Genomic DNA, 25,123 nt, shown 5'->3' with positions numbered 1-25,123 from the left:
TCACAAGAATGAAATTTTTCAAGAAACTGATTGCGGCATTGGTCCTGTTGCCAGCGTTCGCGCTGGCAAGCGAAGGCGGTTTTCCGCTGGACCACGCGCCTGAGCGCACCGACCTGGCTTCCCTACAGAACGGCGCGAAGCTGTTCGTCAATTACTGCCTGAACTGCCACTCGGCGTCGGCCATGCGCTACAACCGCCTGCGCGACATCGGCCTGTCGGAAGACCAGATCAAGGCCAACCTGCTGTTCACTACGGACAAGGTGGGCGACCTGATGAAGTCGGCAATGACGCCGGCCGACGGCAAGGCCTGGTTTGGCGCCGCGCCACCGGACCTGTCGGTCATCTCGCGCGCCAAGGCATCCGAAGCCGGCAGCGGCCCCGACTACATCTATACCTACCTGCGCACTTACTACGCCGACAACAGCCGCCCAACCGGCTGGAACAACCTGGTTTATCCGAACGTCGCCATGCCGCATGTGCTGTGGCAGCTGCAGGGTATCCGCAATGCCAAGTTTGTCGAAGAGAAGGATGAGCACACTGGCGAGGTCGTACACAAGTTTGCCGGTTTCGAACAGGTCAAGCCAGGCACCATGTCTGCGCTCGATTACGATACCGCGGTAGCCGATCTGGTGTCGTACATGAGCTGGATGGCCGAGCCGGCGCAGAACAAGCGTCGTCAACTGGGCGTCTGGGTGCTGCTGTTCATGGGTATCCTGCTGGTGCTGGTATGGCGTTTGAGCGCAAGCTACTGGAAGAGCGTCAAATAAAGAGTCTGGCCTGTCACCTGCTTTTTCCGGCAGGCGACAGGTGATCCAGGGGTGAGGCGTTCCGGCCTCACCCTATTTGTTTTTAAGGAACTGCAAAAATGATGGTTCTCTATTCGGGCACAACCTGCCCATTTTCCCAACGCTGCCGCCTGGTCCTGTTTGAAAAAGGCATGGACTTCGAAGTGCGTGATGTCGACCTGTTCAACAAGCCGGAAGACATCTCCACGATGAATCCATATGGCCAGGTGCCGATTCTGGTCGAGCGTGAACTGGTGCTCTATGAGTCCAACATCATCAATGAGTACATCGATGAGCGTTTCCCGCATCCGCAACTGATGCCGGCCGATCCGCTGATGCGGGCACGCGCGCGCCTGATGCTGTTCAACTTTGAAAAAGAGTTGTTCATCCACGTGCATACGCTGGAAAACGAAAAGACCAAGGCGGGCGACAAGAGCCTGGACAAGGCGCGCAATGAAATCCGCGACCGTCTGACGCAATTGGCGCCACTGTTCCTGAAGAACAAGTACATGCTGGGTGACGAGTTTTCGATGCTGGACGTCGCAGTCGCGCCCTTGCTCTGGCGTCTCGACCATTACGGCATCGAGCTGTCCAAGACCGCTGCGCCACTGATGAAATATGCGGAACGCATTTTCTCGCGTCCGGCTTATATCGAGGCGTTGACGCCGTCCGAGAAGGTCATGCGCCGGTAATTGCTGTTGCTCTCAGTCTGTTCCTGTCCTATGGTGCAGATGGCGCCTGCGTAAGCAGCGCCATCTGCCCACAGACATCCTTTTTCGTGTCAGCCGGTAACCCTGAACCATGTCAGAAACGTCAACCAAACCCTATCTGTTACGCGCGATCTACGAATGGTGTACCGATAACGGTTACACGCCCTACCTGGCCGCGATGGTGGACAGCCAGACGCAGGTGCCGATGGAATTCGTCAAGAATGGCGAAATCGTACTCAACATCAGCTTCAGCGCAACCAGTGGTTTGAAGATGGACAATGACTTCATTCACTTTCATGCGCGTTTTGCCGGCGTGTCGCGGGAAATCTTTGTGCCTGTCGACAACGTGGTAGCCATCTACGCACGCGAGAACGGGCAGGGCATGGCATTTGAAGTCACCCGCAAACCGGATTCCGGCGAACAGTCGGCCGTGCCACAAGCCGAGCAACCGACACTCACTGCGGTGCCTTCATCGCAAGCGGAAAGCGCCGAGACGGAAATCAAGCCGGCCCCGGACGACACGCCGGAGCCACCGAAAAAGGGCGGCCGCCCGACCCTGACACGTATCAAATAACGTATAATTTCGCTCTTTGCCGGCTTAGCTCATCAGGTAGAGCACATGATTTGTAATCATGGGGTGGCGGGTTCGAGTCCTGCAGCCGGCACCAATCAATTCCAGCAATCAGCCCAGCCCACAAGGTTGGGCTTTTTCTTTTGCGTTTGTTTTTGAAGATTGTGTATCGCTGTTTAATCCTGCTGCTAATGCTTTCTCATCCCACAAAGTAAATGGTTTAGCGCATATTGTTATCGATGAGAGCGAACAGATAACAAAAAACCGCATAAGGAGAGATTCTTTATATGACCGCAAAGCCATTAAGCGCCCGATTTAGCATGCGCAAGCACAGGCAGTTGAAGGCCATTCCAGGTTAGAGAACCATTTATTGCACGATACCATTTCCATACGTGCCTTTTCATCATTAGCGAAATCACGATGAGCTACCAATTTTTCCGCATTTGGCAGCGGGATACATAAAGCGCCTTACACATGGAAAAGGAAACATTGAGCGATTTCTCTAAATGATTAAGCGGTCGACAATGCGCGCGGGCTGAACGTTGTCAAGGGAGCCGCATGAAGATGGCCGAAACCCAGCTCAAGCCGAAACCCGGCAAGGTGCGGTTCGGCCAGAACATCAATACTGAGTCGGCTCGACACTATCTTGTGGTAGGGGATACCCGCCTGGAAAAATCGCTGTTATTTATGCAATTCAATGGTGCGCTCGCATTGTCTTGAACACTGACAATGTGTAGTCTCTTCGGCATTCCCCTTTTGGCTTGGGAAGGATTTTCTTATATTGACAGCTTTGTCACGATTTAATGGAGATGGAAGAAAGAATGTGCAATCCAACCTTCCATGCGGATTTCTGGTTTCTGCCAGGAATAATACGTGAAGAAAGATTCGTAAAGTGAAAAAACTGGTATTTGCATGTGTGTAACGGGAAATGCAGCACCAAAAATCTATGGGAAGGCCATCTGCCGGATCTAATGTTCTTTTTTACTGGAAATTAATTTATCCTCGGAACCATTGCTTAGCACCATTCTCTGACCCTGCTCTTGTTTTCAAGAAAATTTTCTTAACACTAGTTAGTCGGAGATTGCAAAAATGGGTTCGAAAATTTCTATTGCGAGCTGGTTTCCATGCGCGCTATCCGCCGTCGTAATGCTTTCGGCCTGTGGCGGCTCAGGAGACACAGCCTCGTCCGGGACTGCGTCGATACCGACCGCAACGGAAACCAAGCTTGCCGCCACGACCGTGTATAGTCGTCCGCGTCCGGCGCTGCCGATTCCTACGCCAATGACTGGCGTCACCCTGGATAGCATCGGTAATCTGTCGGCTGCCGTTACTTCGTTGAAAAGCATAAGCAAAGTACCGACCACGCGTATCGTTTTCGATGAATTCGTAGCGGCTAGTTATTATCAGAATGCCACTCAGAAAATTCGCGATGTCAGTTATGTAATGGGCGAATTACTGGATTCAATGTATGTAAAACAATATTCGGTACAAGCTTATATTGACCGGACCAAGGAATACGTCACCGTGCTGGGAGATAACGTCGATATATGGGAGGTCGGTAATGAAATCAATGGCGAATGGCTCGGGAATACTTCTGATGTCGTGGCGAAAATGACAGGGGCCTATGACTATGTGAAATCCCAAGGTAAAACTACGGAATTGACGCTGTATTACAACCAGGATTGCTGGTCCAAGCCGGCAAATGAAATGTTTACTTGGGCGCAGACTAATATCCCGGATCGCATGAAGCAGGGCTTGGACTATGTCCTAGTAAGTTTTTACGAGGACGATTGCAACGGGATAAAGCCGGATTGGAACCAGGTTTTCACCAAGCTCCATGCGATGTTCCCGAATTCCAAGATCGGATTTGGTGAGACAGGTACAACTATTAGTTCAAAAAAGGCAGAATATATTACCCGCTATTACAGCAAACAATTGAGCGTCCCGAACTACGTGGGTGGTTATTTCTGGTGGTACTTTCACCCGGACATGATTCCAAATACCCAGCCCCTGCTGCAAACCCTGAATTCGGCAATCGCTAGCGTGCCTGATGGCTCTACCACGCCTACCAGCACAACCTCCACGACGACTTCAACCTCGACGACTTCCGCCACGACATCAAGCACTAGCACGAGTACCACATCCTTATCGGGTACCGACAGCACGGTGCAAACCGTGCCGACGACATCGGGGTACTGGACAACTCAATACAATGGCTATGGCTCCGTGACCTACGACGCCACCGCCGGCGTCGGCCTTAATCCAAAAGCGCCAACTATCCCGAGCGAGACTCATGCCGCTTTAACCCTGGCAAACAATCTGCAGTTACGCAATTTCCATTTGACGATTACGGCGATCACCGATAAGCAAATCAGATTGAATAGCGCTCCCAATTCCTGGGAAACCTTCTGGATTTTCTTTAACTATCTGCCCACCGCTTCCGGCAAGTCCACGAACTATTTCATACTGAAACCGAATGGCGTGGAACTAGGAACCGCGATGGATGCAAACGGCCAGACTTTCCTGTACACCGGTCCAAGCAATGCGCAAGCCATAGGCATGTTCAATACTTACGATATCGAAAAAGTTGGCAACCATGTCACGGTATCGATAAATGGGCGACAAGTGGCCAACTATACGGGCGCGGTGTTGGATGTTGCAGGTTCCATCGGCTTGTATTCTGAAGATGCCAACGTCCGGGTGACCAAGGTCCAGGTAACGCCGTTGCCGTGAACGGCCTCTTGGAGACGTAAACTCTGCGCCAGATATTCATGGCATTAGCCGGCGCCAAGCCGCTGGTCCAGGCGCAGATGACGCCCGCGCAACAACTGCAATTTTTCCTTTCCGAATCGTACTTGGGAGCGACGCCCTTATGATTCGGACGCTGCAATTAATAGGGGCGGATCCGCTGACGTCCAGCGATCCCAACGGTGTGCCCAGCCGAAACAGCCTATGGATCTCAGAAGGGTAGGGAGTTGTCGGAACCCGCCAGCTGAAAGGTTTCCACGGGCGGATCGGATGCTATTCGCCTGTAGACCGGCATTGGCTTGCCAGTCAGTGCGCGCGCCGAAAGCCCGGCAACGAGGCCGTAACGGGTTTTCGGCGTACAGTCGCAACGCCGCAGATGGCCAGTGGGGGAGGCTTCCAGCAACCGTCCCGAGATTTCTAATACCAATCACAAACCATGACGTGCCAGATGAAACTGATGGATTTTTTCGCCTAGCAAGACGGGCGAAGAGTCATTAGCCCAGCTATTGACAACGATCCGAACGCAGCCAGGCGGAAAAAGCCACAGTTTCATGGCGCATTATGGGTTGGGGTTGGCATAACACTCCCTAATAAGCCGCCCTCTTTTCTCCGTTGGGGGCGATGCATCGCTCACCTGCGTGAGTTTCACTTTTGAAACAAAGCTGGGAGGAATTTTCATCCCCATCCTCATTCCCATTCCCATCTCTCGAGTTTCAGATTTTTAACCTTTCGAAAGGTTAATAAGCGTTGACAAATTATAACAATTGATTTATTTCTAACAATGTTGTCATTCGATAAATATGCTCGTGTATCGCCATGGTCAGAGCTGCCTCAGCCAACCTTTAACGGCTGATGCCTGATGTTAACGCAGGCAATCCTTTGCGATTGCCGGGGTTTATTGGGGGTGGAAAAGCATACCGGTCAAGGCGTATCGAAATGTCAGCAATAAGCATCCAAGGCGAAAGACCATTCAATTCAGGAGACAGGTATGCCCAGAAAAACAGTACTAATAAGCGAGCTTCTTGCCATTTCATTAGTTACCGCGTCGCTGTTTGGATGCGGCGGCAGCGGCGGGAATGATGCCTCGGCCGGCGTGACGATAAAGGGTGTGGCTGCAGAAGGCGCGGCGATTGCGAATGCGAAAATCGCAATCCGCGATGTCGACGGCAACAGCCGCACCGCTACAACCGACGACGACGGCAATTTCAGTTTTTCCACCAGCGGCCTGCGGTTTCCTCTCATGCTGAAGGTGGCCGGCGCCAGCGGTACTTATTACACTCTGTTGACCGCTGATGATGTAGACAAGCGCGTCAATCTGACCAACTTCACCCGATCCATCGCGCAACTGGCGTTGAATGCAGCCGACGACTCTGCGCTGGAGGCCAGCTTCAGCAGCGGCGAGTTCCGCAGCGTCTCTGCCAGCAAGGTGGCTGAAGCCGAAGAGGCATTCAAGAAGCTGATGAAGCAGGAATTGGGTACGATCGCCGGCGTGACCGATACCAGCCCGCGCACGGTTGTCTTTGTGCCAGCTAGCAAAAACCAGGATGGCGATGAGGTCGATCGCATGCTGACACTGTTCAAGCCTCAGCGTGGCAACAGCAACAGTCTGCTGTCGCTGAACGGCAAGCCGGAATTCATACGGGACATCATCGTGGCCAGCTACGATGGCGCCAGCGACGACCTGCTGACCGGCGGCCTTGGCAAGACCGGCCTGCTGGCGGCTGCACCGGGCTATGCCGACAAGGCCAATCCCACCGCCGCCGAACTGCGGAAAAATGCAATCTATAACAATTACCGCGCAGTGATAGATGCCTCCACCGCAAGCGGCTTCGGTTCCATGTACGGCCCCAACGTGACCAAGGCCGGCGTGGAAGGCGAGGGCAAGATCGCCGGCAAGGAATACATCACCTACGTCGGCGACAGCAGCGGCCGCCGCAATGTCACCCTGATGGTGCAGATCCCGACCACCTTCGACAAGGCCAAACCCTGCATCGTCACCGGCGCGTCGTCCGGTTCGCGTGGCGTGTACGGTGCCATCGGCACCGCCGGCGAGTGGGGTTTGAAGAACGGCTGCGCCGTTGCCTACACGGACAAGGGCACTGGCACCGGCCTGCATACCCTGAATGATGATACCGTCAACCTGCGCAATGGCCTGCGCGCCACTGCTGCCGTTGCCGGCAAGGAATCGCTGTTTACTGCCGCATTGCCGGGCACGACGGCAGCCGCCCTCAACGCACAGTTGCCCAACCGGATCGCCTTCAAGCATGCCTATTCCCGGGAAAATCCGGAAAAGGACTGGGGCAGGAGCACCCTGGACGCGGTGGCCTTCGCTTTCTATGCGCTCAACGAGGAATACGGAAGCGGTGCGGCCGGTCAGAAAGCCCGCGTGATCACCCCGGCCAACACGACCGTTATCGCCTCCTCGATTTCCAATGGCGGCGGCGCTGCGCTGCTGGCAGCCGAACAGGACAGGCTGGGCCTGATCGATGGCGTGGCCGCCAACGAGCCGCAGATCCAGCCACGCAAGCCGGATGGCTACACCATCCAGCAGGCAGGCGCGGCGGTAGTCGCGCCGGGCAAGCCGCTGTACGACTACTCCAGCTTCGCCGCGATCTACCAGCCTTGCATTGCAGGCAACGCCGGACGCTGCACCAGCCTGGTACAGAAAGGCTTGCTGACTGGCAGCGATCTTGCCAGCCAGCAGGCGGATGCCCGTAAGCGGCTGCGTGACTACGGCTGGACCGCCGACAGCGATGCCTTCCAGACCGCCCTGGCGGCTGCAGCGAGCGGCGCGTTCGCCGGCTTCAATGCCAACACCAATTTCCTGGTGACCGTCACCTATGCCAATGCCTACGGCCGGTTCACCCCAGCCGACAAGGTATGCGGCTTTACCTTCGCCAAGACCGACGGCGCCGGCACACCGGCAGCCCTGACGGCCGAGGAGCGGGCGCAGAGCTTCGCATCCCAGAACGGCATCATCGGCAACCCGGTCTATGAGGACTCGGTGGGCGGCGCCAAGGCTTACGCCGTTGGCATATCGCCTTCCACCGGCCGCGCCGACCAGTCGCTCGACGGCGTACTGTGCCTGCGTTCCCTGATGACGGGCCGCGATCCGGTCACCAACGCTGCGCTGACCGGCGCCCTGGCCGAGCAGAGCAGCCGGGTGCGCGCCGGCGTCGCGGAGGTGCTGGCAAGCGGCAATCTGCGCGGCAAGCCGGCAGTGATCGTCGCCGGCCGCAGCGACCATCTGGTGCCGGTGAATCATGCCTCCCGCGCCTACCTCGGGCTCAACAGCACGGTGGAAGGGGCCGCCAGCAAGCTGCGCTACGTGGAAGTGACCAATGCCAACCACTTCGACGTGTTCAGTTCCGTTGTTCCCGCAACCATCGTGCCCATGCACGTCTACCTGTTCCGGGCGCTCGATGCGGTCTATGCCAACCTGAATGGCTCGGCTGCGCTGCCGGCCAGCCAAGTGGTCCGGACGGTGCCGCGTGCCAGCGCAACGACGACGGTGACCGATGCCAATCTCCCGCCGATTGCGATCAGTCCGGCCGCAGAAAACCGCATCGTCACTACCGGTACGATCGTCAACGTGCCTGATTGACGGCATAAGTGGATTGCCGGCACGGTAGCGCCGGCAGTCGGAGCAAACGGCAAGGGCAACGGAGCATTCCGCTGCCCTTGCCGCATTTTTTCAAAATGAATTCCGATAAGAAATAGAAAGGCGCCACGGTCACGATTCGCGCAGATTCTTTTATGGCCAAAGTGCTAACGTAACGACTTCGTATTGCTATGCAGCATGGAGGGGATTGGGATGAAACATGCGGCAATGGGCCAGCAACGTCTGCTTGAAGGTGTTCAATACCTGCGCGGCATCGCGGCCATGATGGTGGTTTTTCACCATGCGCGGCATGAGTTCGGCGGCGCGATGACCATCATTTTCGGCGCGCGCGGCGTGGAAATCTTTTTCGTGATCAGTGGCTTGGTGATGATGTATTCGACCCGAGGCGGGCAGCTGGCGGCCGGTCAGTCGTTGCGGGAGCGCCTGGGAGAAGCCATGCTGTTCTGGAAGCGGCGCATCGTACGCGTTGTGCCGATGTACTGGATTGCGCTGTTCCTGTCCGCCGCGCTGGTGTACAAAACATCGCTGACCGATCCGGTACTGTTGATGGATGCCTTCTTCATTCCACACTGGAACCAGGCCTATCCCGACCAGATCTGGCCCACGCTGGTGCCAGGATGGTCGCTCAACTATGAAATGTTCTTTTACTTTCTTTTCGGCCTGTCGCTCTTCCTTGGCCGGTTCAGCATTGCCTTTATGGCCATCAGCTTGTTCGGCCTTTGCCTGTTGCCCCCCGCGGTAGAAGGGCAATCAGCGGCCTTTCACTTCTATACATCCGCGGTGATGCTGCATTTTCTGGCGGGCGTGCTGCTGTATTACGTGGTCGAAATGCTGAGGAAGGCCGCATGGCAGCCAGCGCGCTGGACGATGCTGTTGCTGCTGCTGGCGGGCTTTGCCGGCCTGATTGTCCTGCCGCGGCTGATGGGCGATATCTCGCTGCTCCTGACGTCTTCAATGATCGTGTTTGCCGCTGTTTTCCTGTTTGACGGCATCAGGCTGCCGTCGCTGCGCCTGCTGGGAGATGCTTCCTACGCGATTTACCTGTTCCATATACCTGCTTTGGTGCTCACTACGAAACTCATCAGGCTGTCCGGTCTGCCGGCGACGAGCGCTTGGCAAATTCTTGCCAATTTTGCGATTTACCTGACGGTGTCGGCCATCGCTGGCGTGCTGATGCACCTGCTTGTGGAAAAACCGCTTACACAGCATGCGCTTTCCTTCATCCGGCGGGCGCCGCCTGCGGTTCCTGCCGCGGGGCGCTGAAAACTTTCATCGGGGGGAAATAAAAAAGCCTGCTCGACGAGCAGGCTTTTTGTTTTCGGTTGTAGCGGATTGTTATTTCGACTTCAGCTTGCGGCGTGACGCTGCGAAGCCGAGCAGGCCCAGACCGAGCAGGGCGGTGGTTGCCAGTTCGGTGACTTCGCCATTGCCATTACCGCCGCCGTTGACGTTGCTTTGACGTTGCTTTGACGTTGTTAAAGAGACGTTGTTAAAGAGACGTTGTTAAAGAGCGTGTAATGGCTCAGACGGCCGATATTGCAGCCGTTTGGTCAATGTAAGAAATCCCGACGGCAATATTCTTCAAAAAAATATTATCTAAAAGAAACCAAACAGTCGCTCGGTGTCAATAGCTATTTGCCGCCCGATTCGCTTGCCGCCACTGCCTGGAGCGCTCCCGGCACGATCGGCTTCACGTCCAGCATCCGCCACCTGGCCGGATGCACATATTCCCCTTTCGGCACCAGGCTGATGCCCTTTACTTCTTCAGGCAACACGAACTTGCCATCCAGGCCGGACTTGGGCAGCAGGCGGTAGTCGTAGCGCACCGGCAACGCAAAAGCGCTCCAGTCGACATTGAAGTTGTTGATGAAACGTCCGTCGATGCCGGTTTTCGTCCACAGCAGCTTGCTGTCCTGGTAGTAGGCGGCCTTGGCAAGGTCACGCAGGCGGTCGCGCCAGCCTTTGACCTGTCCGCCGTCAATCCTGCCCTGCCCAACCAGCAGGTTGTTGACCGCATGCACCTGCCGGTCGCCATCTGCAACCTTGAGCATGATGCCGCCCTGCGGACGGTCGTCGACGATGGTGTTGCTGGCCAGGTAGAGCGCGTTGAGCGGCGAACGGTAGCCTTCTGCGCCGAAGGAAATGACGGTGGAATTGTCGGTGGTGGCCGACTGCTCGATGATGTTGCCAACCACGTAAGCCATGCCGCCGTTGGGAAATTCAAGCTCGTAGCTGGCCTGGCCGCCCACCTCGTCGGTCAGCCGGTTGTAGAAGATCAGGTTTTCCCTGGCCCGGCTCTTCAGCAGGTGGCCTTGCCGCGCATGGTGGAAATAGCTGCCGGTGACTTTCAGCATGCCGATGTCGCCCACGTACAGATTGTGGGTGCTGCCGCTGCCGTCGCCATTGTTGCCGAATTCGCTGTTCTCGATTTCCAGGGTGGCGGTCGGATCGCCGGCGGTCAGGATGCCGTTCTCGCCGTCCTTGAACGAGCAGCGCTTGACCACCAGATGGCCTTTTTCGAAACGGATGCCGGCGCCGTTGCGGTCGGGCACCCGCGCGCCGACGAAATCGATGTCTTCCACCGTCACGCGGCCGCCACTGACGACCCAGATGCCCTTGCCGGCGGCGTGGGAACCGGCGGCAATGAGCTTGACCCTGCCGCCGGCGCCGGCGCGGATGGTCAGCCGGTCCTGGCGCCAGCTGGCGACGTCGCCGTAGTACTCGCCGGGTGCGATGACGACCGTGTCGCCGTCTTGTGCCATTGCGGCAGCCTGGGCGATGGTGCGGACTTCGCTGTTGCCGCCGACCTGGATGATCCTGCCGGTCGACGCGGCCGGCTCGGGCTGCGCAGCCTTTGGAGTCGGCTCGGCCTGCGCAGCCTTCGGCGCCGGCGCGGCCTGCGCCATAGAGGGCAGGGCAAGCAGTGCGGGAGCGAGAAGCGCGCTGTGAAGCAGCCGAATGCCGGCAATGCAGAGTTGCTTGGGAAAAGGCGGGGTCATGGTCGTCCTTGCACTGCGGGTCATTTCCTGGGAGGAATGATTGTACGGTAATCGGATAGTCAGAGACAGTCGTTACCAGCTTGCATGGCAAGGAACGCGGGAGTCCAGTACGCCAGGATTTGCGCTGGCGTGCCTGGGAAGAAAAATGGCGGCTGACCGGACAGACCGGTCAGCCGCCATTGGCAGGAAACAGGAACTCAGCCCTTGATCAGGGTTTGCAGTTCGCCCGACTCATACATCTCGGTCATGATGTCCGAACCGCCAACGAATTCGCCCTTCACATACAACTGCGGCACGGTCGGCCAGTTGGAATAGTCCTTGATGCCCTGGCGCACTTCCGGGTCTTCCAGCACGTTGACGGTGACGATGTTCTCGGCGCCGCTGGCCTTGAGCAACTGGATCGCCTTGCCCGAGAAACCGCATTGCGGGAATTGCGCAGTGCCCTTCATGAACAACACGACCGGATTGCCGGTCACCGTTTCTTTAATCCAGTTTTGTACATCGCTCATTGCTGCCTCGCTTTTTAAGAGATTGCTCATTATAGGAAAAACCGCCTTTGTGCGCTGATTGACCTCTCGGTCTGACTTGCCCGACTTCTCGGTCCGGCCTCGCAGTCATCAACGCGCTAGCCCTTCAGCTTCGCAAATGCCGCCGCCATCGCACCGGCAGGCGCCGCCTTTTCCTGGCGCTGGTGCTGCGCCAGGCGCTTGCCATCGGTGCGGTCGCCGCGCTGCTCAGGCTTGCTGCCGGCTGCCGGCGCGCTGTCGGACAGGCGCATGGTCAGCGCAATGCGCTTGCGCTTGGCGTCGACTTCCAGCACTTTCACCTTGACCACCTGGCCCGCCTTGACCACCGTGTGCGGATCCTTCACGAAGCTGTTGGACAGCGCCGAGATATGGACCAGCCCGTCCTGGTGCACGCCGATGTCGACAAAGGCGCCGAAGGCCGCCACGTTCGTCACCACGCCTTCCAGCACCATGTCGGGCCGCAGGTCGCTGATTTCCTCGACGCCTTCCTTGAAGGTGGCCGTGGTGAATTCCGGGCGCGGGTCGCGGCCGGGCTTGTCCAGTTCCTTCAGGATGTCGGTGACGGTCGGCACGCCAAACCGGTCATCCGAATATTTTGCCGGATTCAGCGATTTCAACAGCCGGCTGTCGCCGATCACCGATTTCACATCCTTCTTCAAATCCGCCACGATTTTTTCAACCAGCGGATACGATTCCGGATGCACCGCGGACGCATCCAGCGGATTGTCGCCATTCATCACCCGCAGAAAGCCGGCAGCCTGTTCGAAGGTCTTGTCGCCCAGGCGCGGCACCGACTTCAGCGCCGCGCGCGAGGTGAACATGCCCTTCATGTCGCGGTAGCTGACGATGCCCTGGGCCACGCTGGCATTCAGGCCCGACACCCGCGCCAGCAGCGGCGCCGACGCGGTGTTGACATCCACGCCGACCGCATTGACGCAGTCCTCGACCACCGCGTCCAGCGTGCGCGCCAGCTGTGACTGGCCGACGTCATGCTGGTACTGGCCGACGCCGATCGATTTCGGATCGATCTTCACCAGTTCGGCCAGCGGGTCCTGCAGCCGGCGCGCGATCGACACCGCGCCGCGCAGCGACACATCCAGGTCAGGCAGCTCGCGTGAAGCGAATTCGGAAGCCGAATAGACCGAGGCGCCAGCTTCGGACACCACGATCTTGGTCAGCTTCATCTCCGGGTGGCGCTTGATCAGGTCCTGCGCCAGGCGGTCGGTTTCACGCGAGGCGGTGCCATTGCCGATCGAGATCAGCGCGACCTGATGCTTCGCGGCCAGCTGCGCCAGCGTATGCAGCGCGCCGTCCCAGTCGTTGCGCGGCTGGTGCGGATAGATGGTGGCGGTGTCGACCACCTTGCCGGTGGCGTCGACCACCGCGACCTTCACGCCGGTGCGCAGGCCCGGGTCCAGGCCCATGGTGGCGCGCGGGCCGGCGGGTGCGGCCAGCAGCAGGGATTTCAGGTTCAGCGCAAAGACGTTGATCGCTTCCAGTTCCGCCTTTTCGCGCAGCGCGCCCATCAGCTCGGTTTCCAGGTGCATCATCAGCTTGACCCGCCAGGCCCAGCGTACCGTGTCGGCCAGCCATTTATCGGCCGGGCGACCCTTGTTGCTGATGCCGAAGCGGCTGGCGATGCGACCTTCGCAGGGGTTGTGCGGCGCATCCCATTTCGGCTTTTCCTCTTCGCTGTCCAGGCGCATCGTCACCGTCAGCATTTCCTCGCGGCGGCCGCGGAACAGGGCCAGCGCCCGGTGCGACGGGATGGTGGCGATGGACTCGGCATAGTCGAAATAGTCGGCAAACTTTTCGCCGGCATCCTGCTTGCCTTCCACCACCTTGGATTCCACCACCGCGTGTTCCTGCAGGTACTCGCGCAGCGAACTGAGCAGGGTGGCATCCTCGGCGAAGCGCTCCATCAGGATCTGGCGGGCGCCGTCCAGCGCGGCCTTTACGTCGGGCACGCCGGGATTGTCGGCGCCATCGGTCTTGAAGGCCGGCCTCAGGTATTTTTCGGCTTCCTGTTCCGGCGTCAGCGCCGGGTCGGCCAGCAATGCGTCGGCCAGCGGCGCGAGGCCCGCCTCGGCCGCGATCTGCGCCTTGGTGCGGCGCTTCTGGCGGTAGGGCAGGTACAGGTCTTCCAGCCGGGTCTTGTCCTCGGCCAGGCTGACCGCCTGCAGCAGGGCCGGCGTCATCTTGCCCTGCTCCTGGATCGAGGCGATCACCGCGGCGCGCCGGTCTTCCAGTTCGCGCAGGTAGCGCAGTCTTTCTTCCAGCAGGCGCAGCTGGATGTCGTCGAGGCCGCCGGTGGCTTCCTTGCGGTAGCGGGCGATGAAGGGCACGGTGGCGCCCTCGTCGAGCAGGGCGATGGCGGCGGCAACCTGCGCCGGACGGGCGGCCAGTTCGTTGGCCAGGCGTTGTTCAATGGAAGGCAGCATCATGTCGGATAGGGAAAATCAAGCGTTGGATGATACGCAAAGTGCGGCTGTTAGCGAACCCTGTGGGCGAATGCTGTCAGCGATCCGCGAGGACGCCGCCGCTGGCGCGCTCGATGCCGGCCAGGTCGCGCCAGCTCTGCACCTGTTCCCAGCCCTGCAGCAGCGCGCGCACCGCCTGCGCCTGGTCGTAGCCGTGCTCCATCAGCAGCCAGCCACCCGGCGCCAGAAAGGCCGGCGCGCCGGCGACGATGGCGCGCAGCGCCGACAGGCCATCGGCATGGTCGGTCAGTGCGTCCACCGGCTCGAAGCGCAGGTCGCCCTCGGACAGGTGTCGGTCGCCGGCGACGATATACGGCGGGTTGGAGACGATCATGTCGAAGCGCCGCGGCGGCAGCGACAGCGCCGCATACCAGTCGCTTTGCAGGAATTCGACCTGGACGCCGTTGCGCGCCGCATTGCCGCGGGCCACCTCCAGCGCGGCGGCGCTGGCGTCGAGCGCGCTGACCTGTGCATCCGGCCTGGCATGGGCGATGGCCACGGCGATGGCGCCGGAGCCGGTGCCCATGTCGAGCACGCTGCCGCCACGGGGCAGGCGCTCGCAGGCCAGTTCCACCAGCAGTTCGGTATCGGGACGCGGAATCAGAACCGCCGGGGTGACCTGGAAAGGCAGGCCGTAGAACTCGCGCTCGCCGGTCAGGTAAGCCACCGGCTCGCCGGCCGCGCGCCGCGCCAGCACGGCTTCCAGGCGCGCCGCTTCGGTGTCATTCAGCAGGTGGTCGGCGCGGGTGATCAGCTGCACCCGGGTCAGGCCCAGCGCATGGCACAGCAGCACGCGGGTATCGAGCGCGTCGAGCGGCGATTGCGCCAGCACTTCGGCAATCGAACGTCCGGCCAGGGGACTGCTCATCCGCGCGCAACGCGGCGCCAGGCGGTCCAGCCCAGCGCGATGGCGAAGATCGCAAACCATATGAAGGACCACTGCGGTATCGACAGGCCGAGAATGGGTTCGTACTCGGTGGTGCACAGGCCGTCGGCCTGGAACAGGAAAGGCAGCAGGCGCGCGGTGGGGATGGTGTTGAGCGAGGTTTCCAGCGGGTCGATGCCGCAGGAAATCGTGGGGTTGGCCTTGATCCACAGGTGGTAGCCGGCCACGCCCAGGCCGGCCAGCGCGGCGACCGCCGCCAGGCCGGTGCCGGTGCGCTGGGCGCCGGCACTGCGGCGGCCGGCGGCGATCAGGCAGATGATGGCCACGGCGGCGAAGGCATAGCGCTGCAGGACGCACAGCGGGCAGGGCAGCATGTTCATCACATGCTGCAGGTACAGCGCCACGGCCAGCAGGATCATCGAGACCAGGGCAACGGCGAGCAATACGGGGCGGTAAGGATTCATTGCTTGTTCCAGGAAAGAAGGATTATTCGTCGTCACCCAACGCGGCCAGAAGCTCGGCCTGGTGTTCGGCGACCAGCGCGCCGGTCAGTTCGTCCAGGTCGCCGTCCATGATGAAGTCGAGCTTGTAGAGCGTCAGGTTGATGCGATGGTCGGTCATCCGGCCTTGCGGGAAATTATAGGTGCGGATGCGCTCGCTGCGGTCGCCCGAGCCGATCAGCGACTTGCGGGTCGCCGCCTCCTTGGACTGCTGCTCGCGCAGCTGGGCATCCTTCAGGCGCGCCGCCAGCACCTTCAGCGCCGAGGCCTTGTTCTTGTGCTGGCTGCGGTCATCCTGGCATTCCACCACCAGGCCGGTCGGCAGGTGGGTGATGCGCACCGCCGAGTCGGTCTTGTTGATGTGCTGGCCGCCGGCGCCGGAAGCGCGATAGGTATCGATGCGCAGGTCGGCCGGGTTGATGTCCACGTCCTCGATCTCGTCGGCCTCGGGCATCACTGCCACCGTGCAGGCCGAGGTATGGATGCGGCCCTGGGTCTCGGTGGCCGGCACCCGCTGCACCCGGTGGCCGCCGGACTCGAACTTCAGCTTGGAATAGGCACCGAGGCCGACGATGCGCACGATCACTTCCTTGTAGCCGCCCAGCTCGGACGGCGATTCCGACACCATTTCCACCTGCCAGCGCTGGCGTTCGGCATAGCGGGTGTACATGCGCAGCAGGTCGCCGGCGAACAGCGCCGACTCGTCGCCGCCGGTGCCGGCGCGGATCTCGAGGAAGATGTTGCGTTCGTCGTTCGGGTCCTTGGGCAGGAGCAGCTTCTGCAGGTCGACTTCCAGCGCTTCCATGCGCGCCTTGCTGCCTGCGATTTCCTCCTGTGCGAATTCCTTCATCTCGGGGTCGGCCAGCATCTCCTGCGCGGCGGCGATGTCGCGGTCGGCCTGGGTGTACTGCTGGTACAGCTCGACCAGCGGACCGAGTTCGGCATGCTCGCGGTTGAGCTTGCGGTACTGGTCCATGTTGTCGGTGATGCCTTCCTGCATCAACAGCGTATTGACTTCTTCCAGCCGGTTGGCGAGCTGGTCGAGTTTGGCGAGCATGGATGGCTTCATGGCATTTTCCGGCTAGGGCAACACAGGGGAGCGGCGGGGCCGCGGACGATCGGGAACGGCGACGGGATGGCGTCGCTAGCGACGGGTACGGAACAGTTGCGGCAGCAGGGTTGCCAGGCGGGCGCGCTCGTCGCCCTGGGCATGGTGCAGCGCCTGCTGCGAGCCATGCAGGAATTTGGCGGTCAGGCCGCGGGACAGCGCTTCCAGCACCGCGTCGGCGCTGTCGCCGCGCGCCAGCATGCGCCTGGCCCGGTCCAGTTCTGCCAGGCGAATCTGCTCGCTGTTCTCATGCAGTTCCTGGATTACCGGCACCACCGCGCGGCCGTCCATCCAGTGCATGAAGGCCTGGACCCGGGTCTCGATGATGGCCTCGGCCTGGCTGACCGCGGCCTGGCGGTTTTCCATGCCGGTCTGCACTGCCGCGCCGAGGTCGTCCACGGTGTAGAGAAACACGTCGTCCAAGCGGCCGACTTCGGCCTCGATATCGCGCGGCACCGCCAGGTCCACCATGAAGATCGGCTTGTGGCGGCGCGCCTTGATCGCCCGCTCCACCAGGCCCAGGCCGATGATCGGCAGCGATGACGCGGTGCAGGAGACCACGATATCGAAATTGGCCAGCTGCTCGGGCAGGTCGGCCAGCATGATGGCCTTGCCGTTGAAGCGGTGGGCCAGCAATTCGCCACGCTCCAGCGTGCGGTTGGCAATCGTCAGGGTCTTGGGATTCTGTGCGCTGAAGTGGGTGGCGCACAGTTCGATCATTTCGCCGGCGCCGATGAACAGCACATTCTGGTCGGATATGCGGTCGAAGATGCGCTGGGACAGCCTGACTGCCGCCGCCGCCATCGATACGCTGTGGGCGCCGATCTCGGTGGTGCTGCGCACTTCCTTGGCCACCGCGAAAGTGCGCTGGAACATCTGGTGCAAATAGGTGCCGAGGCCGCCGGCCGCTTCGGCCTGGCGCACCGCATCCTTCATCTGGCCCAGGATCTGCGGCTCGCCCAGCACCATGGAATCCAGCCCGGATGCGACACGGAAGGCGTGGCGCACTGCATTGTCCTGCGGCAATGTGTACAGATAGGGACGCAGTTCGGCGTAGGGAAGCTGGTGGTAATCGGCCAGGAAGCGGGCAGTGCTGTCGATGGAGTGATCGACGCCGGCATTGAGCCGGTTGGCCGAGTACAGTTCAGTGCGGTTGCAGGTCGAAAGTATCGCCGCCTCGCCGCCACCGGGCACGCTGCCGCCAAACCAGTTGCGCGCGGCGGCAACCGCGTGACCTATCCGGTCAGCGGGGAAAGCCACCTTCTCGCGCAGCGCGAGCGGCGCAGTGTGATGATTAAGCCCGACGGCAAGGAGTTGCATTGAAAAATGGCGAAAAATTGAGCCGTTATTATACCGTGTCGCTCTATATCCATCTTTTTGGGGTTCGATTAACGAACTTCAAGCATCTGACGAATGCGCATAACGGTCGTTGCCAACGCGTAGACGCAGGCAGTGCGGGCGCTGCGGGTACTACGGCAAGCTATGCGATAACGCCGAAACGCTTCTGCCGCGCCCCTGATAGGCATGCTCAGCCGCCGTTGTCGCTGCTATTGCCATTGTTCTGCGACATCTGCTCAAGCCGGTAGCCGTAGCTGTAAACGGGCGCCAGGCGGAAGCCGTGTTCCGGCCGCAGCTGCAGCTTGCTGCGTACCCGCGACACATGGGTATCCATGGTGCGTGACGGAATCTGCACATCGCGCGCCCAGACCGCTTCGAGAATGAAGGCGCGCGACAGCGGCCGGCCGAGGTTGCGGAAGAACAGCAGGGCCAGGTCGAATTCCTTCTGCGTCACGTCGATCGGCTTGCCCTTCATCGTCACCCGGCCGGTACGGGCCTGGAACACATAGGAGCCGAACTGGATTTGTTCCACCGCATTCTGGGTGGGATAGGCCCGTCGCAGCAGGGCTTGCACGCGGGCCACCAGTTCGCCGCGCCTGATCGGCTTGATCATGTAGTCATCGCCGCCCGCGGCCAGGCCGGCCACGATGTCATCCTCGTTCGAGCGCCCGGTGATGAACAGCACCGGCAGGGTGGGCGACATCTTCTCCCTGACCCACTTGATGATCTCGGCGCCGTTGTTGTCGGCCAATTGCCAGTGCAGCACCAGCAGGTCGAAGCTGTCGCGCTTGGCTTGCGCCATCAGCTCCTTGCCTGACGCATAAGTGTGGCAGGCATGTCCCGCCGCGGAGAGAACCTGACATACCAGTTCGCTCTGGCTACGATCGTTATCAAGTACGGCAATTCTCATGGCATTGGAAGTGTTAATAAGTTTGGCAAATGTTAATTACATATACCAAGTATCAACTTTCCTTACTCCAAAGTAAATTTCTACCTATCAATCTTTCACATATTCAACATATTTACAACACTTGTCATTGTATTATCGGTCGGAAAAGTTCTGTTACGAATGTTCGTGCATAGAACTGCACTTGCTCAAATGGTCGCGCTTTTGGACAGAAAATCCTTGCGATTTACAAGGGTTCAAGGCGGCAAAGAAAAGGCTAATCGAAAAATGCTTGCGCAAATCGAATATCCAAGGCGGTCCAGAGGGCAGGGTGATAATGACGGAATTGCAAATATTACTTTTAGTAAATTTTCCGCTGCGAGCTATAGTTGTATTTTTTTTAACAATGCTCTCATGTTATATTGTTTCAAAATGTAAATGTTTCTTCAGATGGATTGCGAGTGAAAACAGCCTGAAATGTCAGGTTTTTTCGATTCAGGCAAAGCCAATCAAATTAACAAAGCGAATTGCTGCTTGTAACTGGTAGTTCATGGAGTTGCTTAATGGTCAAGATTTCTAGCGAGCGTGAGCAGTTCAGCCTGCGGCTTCAACAACTCCTGCGGAATACGCATCATTCTCCGGACAGTCCCACCGAACTTGCCCGGGAATTCAACATCCGGTATCCGGGCACGCCCATCACCGTGCACGCGGCGCGCAAATGGCTGATCGGCGAGGCCATACCCACGCAGGACAAGATGCGCACGCTGGCCGACTGGCTGATGGTGCCGATCGACTGGCTGCGTTTTGGCGCCGACGCCAGCCGCAAGGAGGTTCCCAATCCGGCGGCGCACGCCAGTTCGGTCGACCTCAAGCTGATTGCCGACATGCAGCTGCTCGACGAGCCGCACAGGCAGATCGTGCGGGAAGTGGTGCGCATCCTGATACGCACCACGCGCGGCAAGTCTGCCGGCTGAATGACCGCCATCCTGCCGGCGGCATGTATCCGGAGCTGGCGCCGTAGCGGATCGCAATGGGCGACGGGATGCAATAATTCCTGACCTGACGCGCAGCCCAGCGCGTCGCCATACCCATCAGATCAGGATGCAAGAACGTGCCCCATAACGACGGATTGCCTTTCCTGCGCGAAGCGCTGCTGTTTCTCGCGCTGGCAGGCATATTGATGCCGCTGCTGCAGCGCCTGAAAATCAACCAGGTCCTTGGATTCCTTGCCGTGGGCGCGCTGGTCGGCCCTTACGGCCTGGGACTATGGGCGCAGCAGCATGCCTGGCTGTCCTACCTCGTGTTCCAGCGTCCGGAAGGCATTGCGCCGCTGGCCGAACTCGGGGTGCTGTTCCTGATGTTCATGATCGGACTGGAACTGTCGGCCTCGCGGCTGTGGGCCATGCGGCGCTGGGTATTCGGCGCCGGCGGCGCCCAGGTGCTGCTGTCGGCGCTGGCCATCGGCCTCTTGGCCTGGCTTTTCGGCAACCGCATGGAAGCGGCGCTGGTGCTGGGACTGGTCTTGTCCCTGTCGTCCACTGCGGTGGTGATGCAGTTGCTCACGGAACGTCAGGCGCTGGGTTATCCGCTGGGACAGGCCGCGTTCGCGATCCTGATGCTGCAGGACCTGGCGGTCGTGCCCATCTTCATCCTGCTGGGCGTGCTGACCACGGGCGGCGACGCCGCCGGCTGGCTGCCCATGGTGCTGCTGGCGTTGGCCAAGTCGCTCGGCGCGGTGGTGCTGATCTACCTGCTTGGCCGGCGCGCGATCGGGCCCTTGCTGCACATGTTCCTGCGCCAGCGCCAGCCGGAAATCTTCATGGCGCTGACGCTGCTGATCACCCTGGGCATTGCCGCACTGACCGCCGCCGCCGGGCTGTCGCTCGCGCTGGGCGCCTTCCTGGCCGGCCTGCTGCTGGCCGAAACCGAATTCCGGCATGAGGTGGAGGTAGTCATCGCGCCATTTCGCAGCCTGCTGATGGGACTGTTCTTCATGTCGGTCGGCATGCAGGTCGATTTGCGGGAAGCGGCCAGCACGCCGCTCTGGCTGGCGCTATCGGTGCCAGGCCTGTTCCTGATCAAGGCGCTGGTGACGGGCGCCGTGCTGCGGCTGGGCGGCTTTTCCACCGGACGGGCAGTGGAAGGCGGATTGCTGCTGGGGCAGGGCGGCGAATTCGCCTTCATCGTGGTGGGACAGGCAGTCGCCAGCCGGCTGCTGGCGCCGGATGTGGGCCAGTTCATGACGCTGGTGGTGGCCTGCAGCATGTTCGCCACGCCGGCCATGGCGCGCCTCGGCCGCGCCTTCGGCGACTGGTGGCAGAAACGGCATCCGCTGCCTGCCGCCGCAGGCCAGGCGGCCGAGTCGCAGAAGGGGCATGTGGTGATCGTCGGATTCGGCCGCATCGGCCGCATGCTGGCCCAGATCCTGGACCGGCAGGGCATCGCCTATGCCGCCATCGACAACAACCCGCAATTGGTGGCGCAGCTGCAGGAGCATGCCGGCCGCCTGCATTACGGCGATGCCGCGCGCGGCGAATTGCTGCGCCAGGTTCACGCCCAGCATGCGGCGGCGATCGTGCTGACCATGGACCATCCGGCATCGGTGCTGCATGCGGCGCGGGCGATCCGGCGCGATTACCCGCAGGTGCGGCTGTTTGCCCGCGCCCGCGACGAGCAGCATGCGCAGGCCCTGCTGCGCGCCGGCGCGACGCTGGTGGTGCCTGAAACCCTGGAGTCAGGCCTGCAGCTGTCGGAGTTCGTGCTGCACAGCCTGGGCTTCCCGGCGTCGGCCGCCGCGCAGGTGATTCAACTGGAACGGGAAAAACGCATCGGCGCCACGCGCAGCGAGGTCGGCTGACCCGCTGCGCGCTTGCGGCCGCCGGTGCTTACTGGCGGCAATGGTCGTAGACCTTGGCATAGGCTTGCTGGGAGGAACTGACGGAACGGTCGTCATAGATCGAGACAATAGCCTCCTCTGCGTCTTCCAGTGTTTCCGGTTTGCTTTGGAGAATGGTCTTGACCTCGTTCAATACCCGGTCCATCGGATAACCGTCGGCGCGGGTGCGGAATGCGCTGGCGCCGATCTGCGCCAGCTTGCCGCAATACTGCTGGCTGGCTTCGCCCTGCGCCTGGGCTTCCCCTGAAAAAGCCGTCGCCGAGACGGATACGCTGCATAGTGCAGAAAGAAGGAGTTTTCTGATCATCTGCAATGCCTTTAAAAAGAACATGGTTCTCAGGACATCGATTTCGTCAAAAGATTCCTCGTTAAACCAAATCAAACCAAAAGTTGCATTGACGGCCATGTTATGCAGCCATGACCATATCTGGCTGGGGAAATCCGCGATAAAAGAAAGCAATGCAATGAAGAAGGCTACCGATGATCGGGATCGTAAGAAAATGATGTCAGTCTGCCCAGCCGCCCATGGCTGATTCCATGATTGCATCACAGCGCCAGTTGCGCGTGCTGGTCATTGACGACCAGGAAGTCGCCGCCAGTCTGGCGTGCGAGATGCTGAGTGCCGAGCCGGACATCGAGGTGGATTGCCTGTATGACTCGCGGGAGGCGCTGGCGCGCGCCACGAGGTTCCAGCCAGGCGTGATCCTGATCGACCTGTGCATGCCAACCATGGATGGCTTTTCAGTCATCACGCAGCTGCGCGCAGAACCGCTGACGGCGAAAATCCCCATCATTCTGGTGTCGTCCGAGGACGCGCCACAGCAGAAAGTGCGCGGCTTCGCCGCCGGCGCCAATGATTATCTGGTCAAGTGGCCGGCGCGGGCCGAGCTGGTGGCCAGGGTGCGCTACCACGCCGAAGCGCACCGCGCCCGCACCGAGCGCGACGAAGCCTATGCCTCGCTGCAGACCAGCCAGGAACAGCTGCTGCAGCGTACCCGCGAGCTCGAACTGAGCCAGGCGGCGCTGCACCAGGCCCAGAAGCTGGAAGCCATCGGCCAGCTCACCGGCGGGGTAGCGCACGACTTCAACAACGTGCTGCAGATCATCGGCGGCAACCTGCAGCTGCTGAGCCAGTCATGCCAGTCGCATGAAGCCGACAGCAACCGCATCAAGGTGGCGATGGCCGCGGTGGACCGGGGCGCCAACCTGGCTTCCCAGCTGCTGGCCTTTGCCCGCCAGCAGCCCTTGCAGCCGGTGGTAGTGCGGCTGGACGACATCCTGCGCAACATGCATCAGATGGTGCACCATACCCTGGGCGACGATATCGAAGTGCGCACCGAGATCACGGATGGCCTGTGGAACAGCCTGGTCGACACCAGCCAGTTCGAGAACGTCATCCTGAACCTGGTGCTCAATGCGCGCGACGCCATGCGCGGCCGCGGCCGCCTGACGCTGTCGGCCGCCAATGTCGAGCTCGACGATCGCTATGCGGCGGCGCATCCCGAAGCGCGGCCAGGGCAATACATCCGGATCACCGTCTCCGACACCGGCTGCGGCATGTCGCCCGAACTGATCAGCCGGGTCTTCGAACCCTTCTTCACCACCAAGCTGCCCGGCGAAGGGACAGGCCTGGGCCTGTCGATGGCCTACGGCTTCGTGCAGCAGAGCGGCGGCCATATCCTGCTCGACAGCATGCCCGGCGAAGGCACCACGGTCAGCGTCTACCTGCCGCGCAGCATGGCCGATGTCGAGCAGGTCCCGGCCGCCTTGCCGGTGAGTGCCGCCGGCGGCAGCGAACGCATCCTGGCGGTGGAAGACGATCCGGCGCTGCGCGCGACCGTCGTTGAAATGCTGGAAGGACTGGGCTACCAGGTGGTGCAGGCGCAGGATGCCGCTTCCGCACTGGCCATCCTTGAATCCGGACAGCGCTTCGACCTGCTGTTCTCGGACGTGATGATGCCCGGCCCGCTGCGCAGCACCGAGCTGGCCGGCCGCGCGCGCGCATTATCCCCGGCCATCGAGGTGCTCTACACCTCGGGCTATGCGGAAAATGCGATCGTGCATGGCGGCCGTCTCGACCCCGGCGTCAACCTGCTGTCCAAGCCCTATCGCCGCGAGCAGCTTGCCAACAAGGTCAGGCAGATACTGGACCGGCGCGCCATGCCGCCATCGGGCGCCGGCAATGGCGCTGGCGCGGGGCCGGAAGCGCCGCCCGCCGCCATCGCGCCGCGGGTGCTGCTGGTGGAAGACAATGCCGATCTGCTCGACCTGACGCTGATGATGCTCGAAGAACTCGGACATGACGCCGTCGGCGTGCCGACCGCGGAGGAAGCGCTGGCACTGCTTGAAGCCGGTCCGTATGCGATGCTGGTTACCGACGTCACGCTGCCCAAGATGTCCGGCATCGAGCTCGTTCATCGGGTGCGCCAGCGTTATCCGCAGATGCCGGTCGCGGTGGCCTCCGGCTATGGACGCTCGTCCGAGCTCGACGGCACCGACGTGCATTACCTGAAGAAGCCGTATCAGCTGATGGACCTGAAGGCCGTGGTCGAGGAAGGCCTGCTGCAGAAGACGGCAGCCCGCGCCGCCGCGTGAACGGGCATCACACCCGGCGCAGCACCTTGGTATGGCCTGGCGGCGGTTCATTGAGCACCGCCCAGAAAATGCCGAGGTCGGCGATCGCCTTGACGAATTCCCGGAATTCCACCGGCTTGACGACATAGGCATTGACGCCCAGCTCGTAGCTGCGCACCAGGTCCTGTTCCTCCTTGGACGAGGTCAGCATCACCACCGGCAGGCTGCGCAGCTCCGCCGAGTCGCGGATTTCCTTCAGCACTTCCAGCCCGTCCACCTTCGGCAGCTTCAGGTCCAGCAGCACCACCGCCGGCTTGCCCGGCGGCAGGTCGGCATACTTGCCGCGCCGGTGCAGATAATCCAGCGCCTCGGCGCCGTCTTCGACGACGATGACGTCATTGGCAAGCTGGCTGCGTTCCAGCGCAATCAACGTCAGTTCAAGGTCCTTGGGATTGTCTTCAACCAGCAGGATGGGTTTGAGCATGGCGGTCAT

General features: G+C 60.5%; 21 protein-coding genes and 1 tRNA gene. 12 read left to right on the top strand and 10 right to left on the bottom strand.

Annotated elements, in window-relative coordinates; genetic code table 11:
• Positions 1 to 8: 8 nt before the first annotated feature.
• From IGW04_RS17365 to IGW04_RS17325, 9 genes are all read left to right on the top strand, one after another.
• Positions 9 to 767: a cytochrome c1 gene (locus tag IGW04_RS17365; RefSeq protein WP_194714343.1), complete on the top strand. Its 759-nt coding sequence runs from the start codon at positions 9 to 11 to the stop codon at positions 765 to 767.
• 98 nt (positions 768 to 865) lie between these two features.
• Entirely contained in the window at positions 866 to 1,477 is a 612-nt protein-coding gene (locus tag IGW04_RS17360; protein ID WP_194714342.1) for a glutathione S-transferase N-terminal domain-containing protein, read from the top strand.
• Positions 1,478 to 1,586: 109 nt separating this feature from the next.
• A complete protein-coding gene (locus IGW04_RS17355) occupies positions 1,587 to 2,069 on the top strand; it encodes a ClpXP protease specificity-enhancing factor (protein WP_194714341.1) in 483 nt (160 codons plus the stop codon).
• Positions 2,070 to 2,087: 18 nt separating this feature from the next.
• Positions 2,088 to 2,163, top strand: a tRNA-Thr gene (locus IGW04_RS17350).
• Positions 2,128 to 2,385, top strand: a complete 258-nt coding sequence (locus IGW04_RS17345; protein WP_194714340.1) for a hypothetical protein — start codon at positions 2,128 to 2,130, stop codon at positions 2,383 to 2,385. Before IGW04_RS17350 ends, IGW04_RS17345 begins: the two co-directional genes overlap by 36 nt.
• Before the next feature lie 239 nt (positions 2,386 to 2,624).
• Positions 2,625 to 2,786, top strand: a complete 162-nt coding sequence (locus tag IGW04_RS17340) for a hypothetical protein (protein ID WP_194714339.1) — start codon at positions 2,625 to 2,627, stop codon at positions 2,784 to 2,786.
• Between the two features lie 369 nt (positions 2,787 to 3,155).
• Positions 3,156 to 4,799 carry a family 16 glycoside hydrolase gene (locus IGW04_RS17335; RefSeq protein WP_194714338.1) on the top strand — a complete coding sequence of 548 codons (1,644 nt, stop codon included), beginning with the start codon at positions 3,156 to 3,158 and terminating at the stop codon, positions 4,797 to 4,799.
• Positions 4,800 to 5,802: 1,003 nt separating this feature from the next.
• Complete coding sequence (locus IGW04_RS17330) at positions 5,803 to 8,418, top strand: D-(-)-3-hydroxybutyrate oligomer hydrolase (protein ID WP_228527167.1); 2,616 nt, start codon at positions 5,803 to 5,805, stop codon at positions 8,416 to 8,418.
• Positions 8,419 to 8,628: 210 nt separating this feature from the next.
• Positions 8,629 to 9,699: an acyltransferase family protein gene (locus IGW04_RS17325; RefSeq protein WP_194714337.1), complete on the top strand. Its 1,071-nt coding sequence runs from the start codon at positions 8,629 to 8,631 to the stop codon at positions 9,697 to 9,699.
• Between the two features lie 368 nt (positions 9,700 to 10,067).
• On the opposite strand, the gene IGW04_RS17320 is transcribed toward IGW04_RS17325, so the two are convergent.
• The 8 genes from IGW04_RS17320 to IGW04_RS17285 all read right to left on the bottom strand — a co-directional run bounded on the left by IGW04_RS17320 (position 10,068) and on the right by IGW04_RS17285 (position 19,184).
• The gene (locus IGW04_RS17320) at positions 10,068 to 11,435 is read right to left on the bottom strand and encodes a right-handed parallel beta-helix repeat-containing protein (protein ID WP_194714336.1); all 1,368 of its coding nucleotides are present in this window, start codon (positions 11,433 to 11,435) and stop codon (positions 10,068 to 10,070) included.
• 197 nt (positions 11,436 to 11,632) lie between these two features.
• Positions 11,633 to 11,944 (bottom strand): Grx4 family monothiol glutaredoxin, encoded by a 312-nt coding sequence (grxD, locus tag IGW04_RS17315; RefSeq protein WP_194714335.1) that lies wholly within the window; start codon positions 11,942 to 11,944, stop codon positions 11,633 to 11,635.
• Positions 11,945 to 12,060: 116 nt separating this feature from the next.
• A complete protein-coding gene (locus tag IGW04_RS17310) occupies positions 12,061 to 14,403 on the bottom strand; it encodes a Tex family protein (protein WP_194714386.1) in 2,343 nt (780 codons plus the stop codon).
• Between the two features lie 76 nt (positions 14,404 to 14,479).
• A complete protein-coding gene (gene prmC / locus IGW04_RS17305; RefSeq protein WP_194714334.1) occupies positions 14,480 to 15,310 on the bottom strand; it encodes a peptide chain release factor N(5)-glutamine methyltransferase in 831 nt (276 codons plus the stop codon).
• A complete protein-coding gene (locus tag IGW04_RS17300) occupies positions 15,307 to 15,792 on the bottom strand; it encodes a disulfide bond formation protein B (protein ID WP_194714333.1) in 486 nt (161 codons plus the stop codon). Before IGW04_RS17300 ends, prmC begins: the two co-directional genes overlap by 4 nt.
• Before the next feature lie 22 nt (positions 15,793 to 15,814).
• Positions 15,815 to 16,897, bottom strand: coding sequence for a peptide chain release factor 1 (gene prfA, locus IGW04_RS17295; RefSeq protein ID WP_194714332.1), 1,083 nt, complete (start codon positions 16,895 to 16,897; stop codon positions 15,815 to 15,817).
• 75 nt (positions 16,898 to 16,972) lie between these two features.
• Positions 16,973 to 18,256, bottom strand: a complete 1,284-nt coding sequence (gene hemA / locus IGW04_RS17290; protein ID WP_194714331.1) for a glutamyl-tRNA reductase — start codon at positions 18,254 to 18,256, stop codon at positions 16,973 to 16,975.
• Between the two features lie 208 nt (positions 18,257 to 18,464).
• A complete protein-coding gene (locus IGW04_RS17285; RefSeq protein ID WP_194714330.1) occupies positions 18,465 to 19,184 on the bottom strand; it encodes a response regulator transcription factor in 720 nt (239 codons plus the stop codon).
• Positions 19,185 to 19,723: 539 nt separating this feature from the next.
• On the opposite strand from IGW04_RS17285, the gene IGW04_RS17280 reads away from it, so the two are divergent.
• Both IGW04_RS17280 and IGW04_RS17275 read left to right on the top strand, forming a co-directional pair.
• A complete protein-coding gene (locus IGW04_RS17280) occupies positions 19,724 to 20,134 on the top strand; it encodes a hypothetical protein (protein WP_194714329.1) in 411 nt (136 codons plus the stop codon).
• Between the two features lie 137 nt (positions 20,135 to 20,271).
• On the top strand, positions 20,272 to 22,017 hold the full coding sequence (locus tag IGW04_RS17275) for a cation:proton antiporter domain-containing protein (RefSeq protein ID WP_194714328.1): 1,746 nt from the start codon (positions 20,272 to 20,274) through the stop codon (positions 22,015 to 22,017).
• Positions 22,018 to 22,045: 28 nt separating this feature from the next.
• Here the strand turns inward: IGW04_RS17275 and IGW04_RS17270 are convergent, their stop codons facing one another.
• On the bottom strand, positions 22,046 to 22,603 hold the full coding sequence (locus tag IGW04_RS17270; protein ID WP_194714327.1) for a hypothetical protein: 558 nt from the start codon (positions 22,601 to 22,603) through the stop codon (positions 22,046 to 22,048).
• On the opposite strand from IGW04_RS17270, the gene IGW04_RS17265 reads away from it, so the two are divergent.
• Entirely contained in the window at positions 22,594 to 24,651 is a 2,058-nt protein-coding gene (locus IGW04_RS17265) for a response regulator (protein ID WP_228527166.1), read from the top strand. The genes IGW04_RS17270 and IGW04_RS17265 overlap by 10 nt on opposite strands.
• Positions 24,652 to 24,658: 7 nt before the next feature.
• On the opposite strand, the gene IGW04_RS17260 is transcribed toward IGW04_RS17265, so the two are convergent.
• Complete coding sequence (locus IGW04_RS17260) at positions 24,659 to 25,114, bottom strand: response regulator (RefSeq protein ID WP_194714325.1); 456 nt, start codon at positions 25,112 to 25,114, stop codon at positions 24,659 to 24,661.
• Positions 25,115 to 25,123: the final 9 nt, after the last annotated feature.

The sequence above is a fragment of the Noviherbaspirillum soli genome (assembly GCF_015352955.1).
GTDB lineage: Bacteria > Pseudomonadota > Gammaproteobacteria > Burkholderiales > Burkholderiaceae_D > Noviherbaspirillum_A > Noviherbaspirillum_A soli.
The sequence above is the reverse complement of the archived record's forward strand: the minus strand, read 5'-3'. Positions and strand labels throughout refer to the sequence as shown.